Here is a 6,729-nt window from a genome sequence, read left to right as displayed (position 1 = left end):
TACAAGACCGCCATCAAGGTAATGGGCATGATGGGTGGCAACGGTGGCGATCTGCAGACCCGTGCCTTGCGCTATCTCTATCCCGAGAAGATCTTCCAGCAGTTCGAAGGTGACAACGCCACCTGGACCCAGTTCGACCCGCGCGTCGAATGGTTGCTGGAGCTGCTGCTCTCAGCCCGCCAGCAGAAGGTGCTGGTGATCTGCTCCGAAGCGGCGACCGCTATCGCGCTGGAAGAGGCGCTGCGTACCCGTGAAGGGATCCGTGGTGCCGTGTTCCACGAAGGGATGTCGATCCTCGAGCGGGACAAGGCCTCCGCCTATTTTGCCCAGCAAGAGGGTGGCGCCCAGGTGCTGCTCTGCTCCGAGATCGGCTCAGAAGGGCGCAACTTCCAGTTTGCCAGCCATCTGGTGCTGTTCGATCTGCCTCTCAACCCGGATCTGCTGGAACAGCGTATCGGCCGACTGGATCGTATCGGTCAGCAGAACACCGTCGAGATCCACGTTCCCTATCTGGAAGGGACTGCCCAGCGCGCCCTGCAGCTCTGGTATCACGATGGTCTGGACGCGTTCGAGCAGACCTGCCCGACTGCCCGCCCGGTATTCGAAGCGGTACGTGAAGAGCTGTTCGAGCTGCTGGCCGCCAACACCGGCGATCAGGCAGCCCTCGACGCCCTGCTGGTCAAGACCCGCGAACTGCACGAGCCGCTCAAGGCCAGGCTGGAGCAGGGCCGCGATCGTCTGCTGGAGATTCACTCCAGCGGTGGCGAAGCCGCCAAGCAGCTGGTCGAGAAGCTGGCCGCCGAAGATGACGACACCGGCATGATCTCCTTCGCCCTCAAGATGTTCGACGAGATCGGTGTCAATCAGGATGACCGCGGCGAGAACGCGCTGGTGCTGATGCCGGGCGATCACATGCTGGTGCCCAGCTTCCCGGGCCTGCCGCAAGACGGCATGACCATCACCTTTGATCGCACCACCGCCCTGTCGCGGGACGATATGTCGTTCCTCTCCTGGGATCACCCCATGATGCGCGGCGGTATCGACCTGATCCTCGGCTCCGAGATCGGTGCCACCTCGGTGGCTCTGCTCAAGAACAAGGCGCTGCCGGTCGGTTCCATCCTGCTGGAGCTGATCTTCGTCGCCGAGTCTGCGGCTCATCCCCAGCTTTACCGCTTCATGCCGCCGACACCGATCCGCCTGCTGATGGACAAGAACGGCAACAATCTCGGCGAGAAGGTGGCGTTCGATGCCTTCAACCGCCAGCTGACGCCGGTCAACCGCCACCTCGGCAGCAAGCTGGTGACTGCGTCCCAGCCGGTGATCCATGGTCTGATTGGCCAGGGTCAGGCGATTGCCGAAGAGCTGAAGGCCGGGATTGTCGACAAGGCCCGCGCCCAGATGGCGCAGACCCTGCAGCAGGATCTCGATCGTCTGGAGGCGCTCAAGGCGGTCAACCCGAACGTGCGCGACAGCGAGCTGGAATATCTGCGCAATCTGCAGGCAGAATTGCACCACCTGATCGACCAGACCCAGCTCAAGCTGGATGCCATCCGCTTTATTGTGGTGACCCATAACTGATAAAACGGTGAAATGGCCAAACCCAACGCAAGTTGGCTGCCATGCACTTTTTATCGTGGTAACCCATAACTGATGGGGGCTTGCCCCCGCTTTGACCAAAGATGCGAGACGCTATGTTTGTATACTCACCGCCCCTGGAACCCTGGCTCGATATCCTGTTCAAGGACAAGGACATCATGGTGGTCAACAAGCCCACTGGCCTGCTGAGCGTCCCCGGGCGCGGCCCCGAGAACGAAGACAGCGTGCTCCATCGGGTCAAGCAGCAGCACCCCAAGGCGGCAGCCGCCCATCGCCTCGATATGGCGACCACCGGCGTGCTGGTGATCCCGCTCAACCCTAACTCCCACCGGGAGCTGAGCCGGCAATTCCGCGAGCGGGAGACCGAGAAGCACTACCTCGCCTGGGTGTGGGGTGAACCGGAGCTGGATGCGGGTGAAGTGGATCTGCCACTCTGCGTCGACTGGCCCAATCGGCCGAAACAGAAAGTTGACCACGAGGAGGGGCGTCATGCCCTGACCCTGTGGCAGAAGCTGAAGGTGGAGAATGGCAACAGCCTGATCAAGCTGACCCCGATTACCGGTCGCTCCCATCAGCTGCGGGTGCATATGCTGGAGCTGGGTCACCCTATCCTCGGCGATAACCTCTACGCCAACCCGGATGCGCTGGCGGCGGCACCGCACCTTTATCTGCATGCGGCCAGCCTGACCATCAGCCACCCCCGCAGCGGCGAGCGGATGACCTTCGAGGCACCAGCCCCTTTCCCGGTCTGAGCCCGCCAGGTAACAGCCCAATAAAAAGAAAGCCCCCATCGAGAGATGGGGGCTTTTTTATCGCTCAGACGCGGATATCGATATTGCTTCCGAGGGAAGCGCTGGCCGATGTCGGCGCAGCCGGAGCGGATTGCGCTGCTGTTTGCAGCAATTTCAGTGCGGATTCGCCCTCTTGGGTCTGCTGTTTTTTGGCCAGACTGGCCGCCATCAACGCAGAACCGAACGACGCATTTGCAGAGCTGGATATGTCCATAGGTTACCTCCTGCATCAAAGAGTATCGGCCGCCCTCAGCCAGACATGAGCAATCAATGGACAATAATCCGAACCGGAGCCCGGTTGCATGTCGATCGGACGAACGCTGCGGAAGGGATAAATCGCCCCGAAACCGCGCCAGCTGGGCGCTGTAAGTGTTTATTATTCATTCGATAAGCAAATGATGGTGGCAATATCATTTAAAAAATAAATGATAAAAAGCGCCGGCAAGCCCCTCGAAAATGCCTATTCGAGGCCCGCAAGCTCCTCCGCCGTCATCGCCCGCAATACCCGACAAGGGTTGCCGGCCGCCACCACGTTGGCTGGCACATCTTTGGTCACCACCGAACCGGCACCGATGACGCTGTTGTCACCGATGGTGACGCCGGGGCAGATGACGACGCTGCCACCAATCCAGACGTTGTGACCGATCCGTACCGGCTTGCCGAACTCGACACCCCTGATGCGCGGCGCCACCGCCACCGGGTGAGCGGCGGTGTAGATCTGCACCCCGGGCGCCAGCAGCACGTTGTCGCCGATGTGCACCTCACAGACGTCGAGGATGGTGCAATTGACGTTGGCGTAGAAGTTCTCGCCGACGAAGATGTTGGCGCCATAGTCGCAGAAGAACGGCGGATTGATGGCACACTCCTGGCCACGACTACCGAGCAGCTCGTGCAGCAAAGCATCCCGCGCCGGTTTCTCCTGCCAGCTGGTGTTGAAGGTGTGATAGAGCCTGCGGCAGCGCTCGCGCGCCGCTTTCAGCTCAGGGTCAGCCGCATCATAAGGCTCCCCCGCCACCATCTTCTGCCACTCGGCACCACGCACCACCTTCTCCATTACCTACTCCATCAGCCAGATCAGGGATTCATAAGGGCGCAGCATACCCGATTGCGGTTGGGCCGGGCTATCCGGGTAGTTGCCGAGCAGCAGCCGACCCTTCCCGCTTTGCAGCTCGGCAGGCAAGGCAAACTCAACCGGCTCGCCGTAGAAGTTGCTCACAACCAGCAGGGTCTGACCGTTGGCGCGGCGGGCATAGGCCCAGATCTGCGGGTGCCCGGTCAGCAGCTCCTGATAATCCCCCTGCGTGAAGATGGGGTGCGCCTTGCGAAGGGCGATGAGATCCCGGTAGTGCCAGAACACCGAGTGCTGGTTGGTCAGCGCCGCCTCGGCATTGATCTCGGAATAGTTGGCGGCTGGCTTGAGCCAGGGTGTCCCGTTGGTGAAACCGGCGTTGGCCGCAGCGCTCCACTGCATCGGGGTGCGCGAGTTGTCGCGGGACTTGGCACCGAGAATGGAGAGGATCTCGGCCTCGCTCATCCCTTCGGCCTGCTTGATGGCAAAGATGTTGCGGCTCTCCACATCCTGATAGTCATCGATGCGCTGATAGCCGGGGTTGGTCATGCCGATCTCCTCCCCCTGATAGATGTAGGGGGTGCCCTGCAAACCGTGCAGAGTGCTGGCCAGCATCTTGGCGGCCACTACCCGATGCTCGCCCTCATCGCCGAAACGGGAGACGATGCGCGGCTGATCGTGGTTGCACCAGAACAGCGCCGACCACCCCTTGCCATGCATACCGCTCTGCCAGTGGTTGAAGATGCGCTTGAGCTCGAGGAAATCGAACGGCGCCTTGGTCCACTTGTTGCCGTTGGGGTAATCCACCTTGAGGTGGTGGAAGTTGAACACCATGGAGAGCTCGGAGCCATCGAGGGCGCCATAGCGCTGGCAGTGCTCCAGCGAAGTGGAGGACATCTCCCCCACCGTCATGGCTCCCACCGGGGCAAACACGTCGCGGCTCACATCCTGCAAAAATTCGTGGATGCGCGGCCCGTCAGTGTAGAAGCGGCGGCCATCGCCAATCTCGTCGTTCGGGAACACCTGATCCTTGGAGATAAGGTTGATGACGTCGAGGCGGAACCCGTCCACCCCCTTCTTCGCCCAGAAGTGAATGATGTTTTTGACCTCGGCGCGCACCGCCGGATTTTCCCAGTTGAGATCCGCCTGCTCGCGGGCAAACAGGTGCAGGTAGTACTGACCGGTGGCTGAGTCCAGCTCCCAGGCGCTGCCGCCAAACTTGGATTGCCAGTTGTTGGGCACGCCGCCATCCACCGGATCGCGCCAGATGTAATAGTCGCGGTAGGGGCTGTTCTTGTCCCCCAGCGCCGACTTGAACCAGGCGTGCTCGGTGGAGGTGTGGTTGACCACGATATCCATCACGATGCGGATGTCGCGCGCGTGGGCGGCGGCCAGCAGCGCCTCAAAGTCGGCCATGGTGCCGTAGGCGGGATCGATGGCGTAGTAGTCGGCGATGTCGTAGCCGTTGTCCACCTGCGGCGAGACGTAGACCGGGGTCAGCCAGAGGGCATCGACCCCCAGCGTCTTGAGGTAATCGAGGCGGGCCATGATCCCCTTGAGATCACCGGTGCCACGGGCACCGGAATCCTGAAAACTCTTGGGATAGATCTGGTAAATCACGGCGCTCTGCCACCAGGGTGTTTGGCTCATGGCTCTTTCTCTTGTCACAAATTGAAAAGGGAGAGGGCGACCCGTTGGGTCGCCCTGACAATCAGATTCAGGCGCTGGCTTCGGCCAGCTTGCCGGCCGCTTGCTGGCGCTTGTAGACCAGCAGGGTCAGCACCACCGGCACCACGATGGCGACCAGCATGGCGATGGCAAATACCGCCCAGTATTGCGGCTGGATGGAGAGGATGCCGGGCAGGCCGCCTACCCCGATGCCGTTGGCCATCACCCCGGCGAAACCGCAGATGAGGGCCGCAAGGCTGGAGCCCACCATGGCGCACAACATGGGGAACTTGTACTTGAGGTTGATACCGTACATGGCCGGTTCGGTCACCCCGAGGTAGGCGGAGATGGCAGCAGGCACCGAAATCTCCCGCTCGTTCTCCTTGCGGCTGATCAGAATGATGCCCACTACGGCAGAAGCCTGGGCGATATTGGAGAGGGCGATCAGCGGCCAGATCGGGGTGCCACCCATGCTCTGCATCAGCTGCAGATCCACCGCGTTGGTGGTGTGGTGGATACCGGTGATGACCAGCGGTGCGTAGAGGAAACCGAACAGGGCAGCACCGATGGGAGCGAAGGAGCCGGTCATGGCAGCCTTGGCCGCGAAACCGACGCCATCACCAATCCAGCGACCGAACGGGCCGATAAAGGCGTGGGCCACGATCACTGCCAGCAGCAGCGAGACAAACGGCACAATCACCAGATAGAGATAGGCCGGAATGATCCGCTTGAGGTTGGTCTCAACCCAGGCGAGGAAGACACCCGCCAGCAGCGCCGGAATGACCTGGGCCTGATAACCCACCTTCTGGATCACGAACAGGCCGAAGTCCCACACCTCGGGAGTCTGCTGACCAATGCCGTAGGCGTTCATCAACTGCGGTGACACCAGCGTCACCCCCAGCACGATACCCAGGATCTCGGAGCCGCCCATCTTCTTCACTGCAGACCAGCAAACACCAACCGGCAGGAAGTGGAAAATCGCCTCGCCCAGCAGCCAGAGGAAGGCGTGTACCTGAGCCCAGAACTGGCTGATCTCGGTGAGGGTGTGAGTGCCATCGTCGAACATCTTGATGTCGCCGATGACGTTGCGAAAGCCCAGGATCAGACCGCCGGTGATGATGGCGGGCAGCAACGGTACGAAGATCTCCGCCAGATGGGAAATGCCCCGCTCCAGCGGGTTCATGTTCTGGCGCGCCGCCTGCTTGGCGGTCTCCTTGCTGCCACCGCTGACACCGAGCTGTTCGGTCAGCGCCTTGTACCACTGCTCTACCTCGTTGCCGATCACCACCTGGAATTGACCGCCCTGGGTGAAGCTTCCCTTCACCGCCGGAATGGTTTCGATGGCCTTGCTGTCGGCCTTGGCCGGATCGTTCAGGACAAAGCGCAACCGGGTCAGGCAGTGGCTAACGGTGGCGATGTTCTCCTTGCCGCCGATCTTGTCGATCAGGGTGGCAAGCTGCTGTGCGTTGATCTTGGACATGGGTCTTCCCTCTGTGACGCCATTGAATAGTGGTCTGTATCGCCCTTTTGAGCCAGTCTGTCGGCCGGAGCGTTTTTGGTATCGTTCCCATTTAGCATGCCGACAATCTGGCCAGATCAAAATGG

At 61.1% G+C, this 6,729-nt stretch carries 6 protein-coding genes (1 of these 6 cut by a window edge); 2 read left to right on the top strand and 4 right to left on the bottom strand.

All coding sequences use genetic code 11. The annotated features are described in order from the left end of the window. Together rapA and rluA are read left to right on the top strand one after the other, a co-directional pair. Positions 1-1,578: the 3' portion of an RNA polymerase-associated protein RapA gene (gene rapA, locus ACTG2O_RS06580; RefSeq protein ID WP_026035047.1), read on the top strand. Its footprint begins 1,290 nt before the window's first position; the window shows 1,578 of its 2,868 coding nt (coding positions 1,291-2,868); the start codon falls outside the window, past its left edge; the stop codon is at positions 1,576-1,578. 113 nt (positions 1,579-1,691) lie between these two features. Further along, positions 1,692-2,348 (top strand): bifunctional tRNA pseudouridine(32) synthase/23S rRNA pseudouridine(746) synthase RluA, encoded by a 657-nt coding sequence (gene rluA / locus ACTG2O_RS06575; RefSeq protein ID WP_019446233.1) that lies wholly within the window; start codon positions 1,692-1,694, stop codon positions 2,346-2,348. Between the two features lie 64 nt (positions 2,349-2,412). Here the strand turns inward: rluA and ACTG2O_RS06570 are convergent, their stop codons facing one another. From ACTG2O_RS06570 to treB, 4 genes are all read right to left on the bottom strand, one after another. Then, a complete protein-coding gene (locus ACTG2O_RS06570; RefSeq protein WP_019446232.1) occupies positions 2,413-2,601 on the bottom strand; it encodes a hypothetical protein in 189 nt (62 codons plus the stop codon). 246 nt (positions 2,602-2,847) lie between these two features. Beyond that, on the bottom strand, positions 2,848-3,441 hold the full coding sequence (locus ACTG2O_RS06565; RefSeq protein WP_439975490.1) for a sugar O-acetyltransferase: 594 nt from the start codon (positions 3,439-3,441) through the stop codon (positions 2,848-2,850). A gap of 3 nt (positions 3,442-3,444) precedes the next feature. Then, entirely contained in the window at positions 3,445-5,106 is a 1,662-nt protein-coding gene (gene treC, locus ACTG2O_RS06560) for an alpha,alpha-phosphotrehalase (protein WP_439975489.1), read from the bottom strand. A 67-nt stretch (positions 5,107-5,173) separates the two neighbouring features. Next, complete coding sequence (gene treB, locus ACTG2O_RS06555; RefSeq protein WP_439975488.1) at positions 5,174-6,604, bottom strand: PTS trehalose transporter subunit IIBC; 1,431 nt, start codon at positions 6,602-6,604, stop codon at positions 5,174-5,176. Positions 6,605-6,729 lie beyond the last annotated feature (125 nt).

The sequence above is a fragment of the Aeromonas sp. 61P genome (assembly GCF_051919545.1).
GTDB lineage: Bacteria > Pseudomonadota > Gammaproteobacteria > Enterobacterales > Aeromonadaceae > Aeromonas > Aeromonas veronii.
Note: the sequence above shows the minus strand (reverse complement) of the source record. Positions and strands in the feature narration are given on the sequence as shown.

What these genes read in the sequence shown, in the direction of transcription:
- rluA (WP_019446233.1), top strand. Translation starts at nt 1,692, where the DNA reads ATGTTTGTATACTCACCGCCCCTGGAACCCTGGCTCGATATCCTGTTC.
- ACTG2O_RS06570 (WP_019446232.1), bottom strand. Translation starts at nt 2,601, where the DNA reads ATGGACATATCCAGCTCTGCAAATGCGTCGTTCGGTTCTGCGTTGATG.
- ACTG2O_RS06565 (WP_439975490.1), bottom strand. Translation starts at nt 3,441, where the DNA reads ATGGAGAAGGTGGTGCGTGGTGCCGAGTGGCAGAAGATGGTGGCGGGG.
- treC (WP_439975489.1), bottom strand. Translation starts at nt 5,106, where the DNA reads ATGAGCCAAACACCCTGGTGGCAGAGCGCCGTGATTTACCAGATCTAT.
- treB (WP_439975488.1), bottom strand. Translation starts at nt 6,604, where the DNA reads ATGTCCAAGATCAACGCACAGCAGCTTGCCACCCTGATCGACAAGATC.